Source organism: Streptomyces sp. bgisy159 (assembly GCF_057707805.1).
In genome coordinates, this window is sequence record NZ_JBYIQX010000132.1 from 1 (window position 1) to 776 (window position 776).

Genomic DNA, 776 nt, shown 5'->3' on the forward strand with positions numbered 1-776 from the left:
AACCGTCGGGTGAACCGGTTGGCGCATTGGTTGGTGGAGCGGGGTGCGGGGCCGGAGGTGTTGGTGGCGGTGCGGGTGCCGCGGTCGGTGGATCTGCTGGTGGCGGTGTATGCGGTGGTGAAGTCTGGGGCCGCGTATGTGCCGTTGGATGTGGATCTGCCGGAGGAGCGGGTGCGGCATGTGCTGGAGGGTGCGCGGCCGTTGCTGGTGCTGGAGGGGGAGTTGCCGGATGTGTCGGGGTATCCGGAGTCGGATCCGGTGCGGGGGCTGGGGCCTGATCACGCGGCGTATGTGATCTTCACGTCGGGTTCGACGGGTGGTCCGAAGGGGGTGCCGGTGGCGCATCGGTCGATCATGAACCGGATCCGGTGGGGTCTGGATCATTTCGGTGTCGGTGTCGAGGACCGGGTGCTGTTGAGTACGTCGGCGAGTTTCGATGTGTCGGTGCCGGAGATCTTCGCGCCGTTGCAGGTGGGTGCGGCGGTGGTGGTGGCGCGTGAGGGCGGGCGTCGGGATCCGGCCTATCTGGCGGAGTTGATCCAGCGGGAGGGGGTGACGGGTGCGGACTTCGTGCCGTCGTTGCTGGCGGCGTTCGTGGCGGAGCCGCTGGCGAAGCAGTGCACGAGTCTGCGGTGGGTGGAGGTGGCGGGGGAGGCGTTCCCGGCGGATCTGGCCAACCGGTTCAGCGAACTGCTGCCCGGGTGCTCCGTCCACAATCTGTACGGGCCGACGGAGGCGTCGGTGGAGGTCACCGGGTGGCAGCATGTGCCGGGTTC

1 protein-coding gene is annotated in these 776 nt (G+C 68.4%); it reads left to right on the forward strand.

Features of this window, described 5'->3' with window-relative positions; translation table 11 throughout:
* Positions 1–57: 57 nt before the first annotated feature.
* Positions 58–776: AMP-binding protein (locus tag AC3ET3_RS36130; protein WP_435613738.1), on the forward strand; the 719-nt coding region annotated here is incomplete at its 3' end.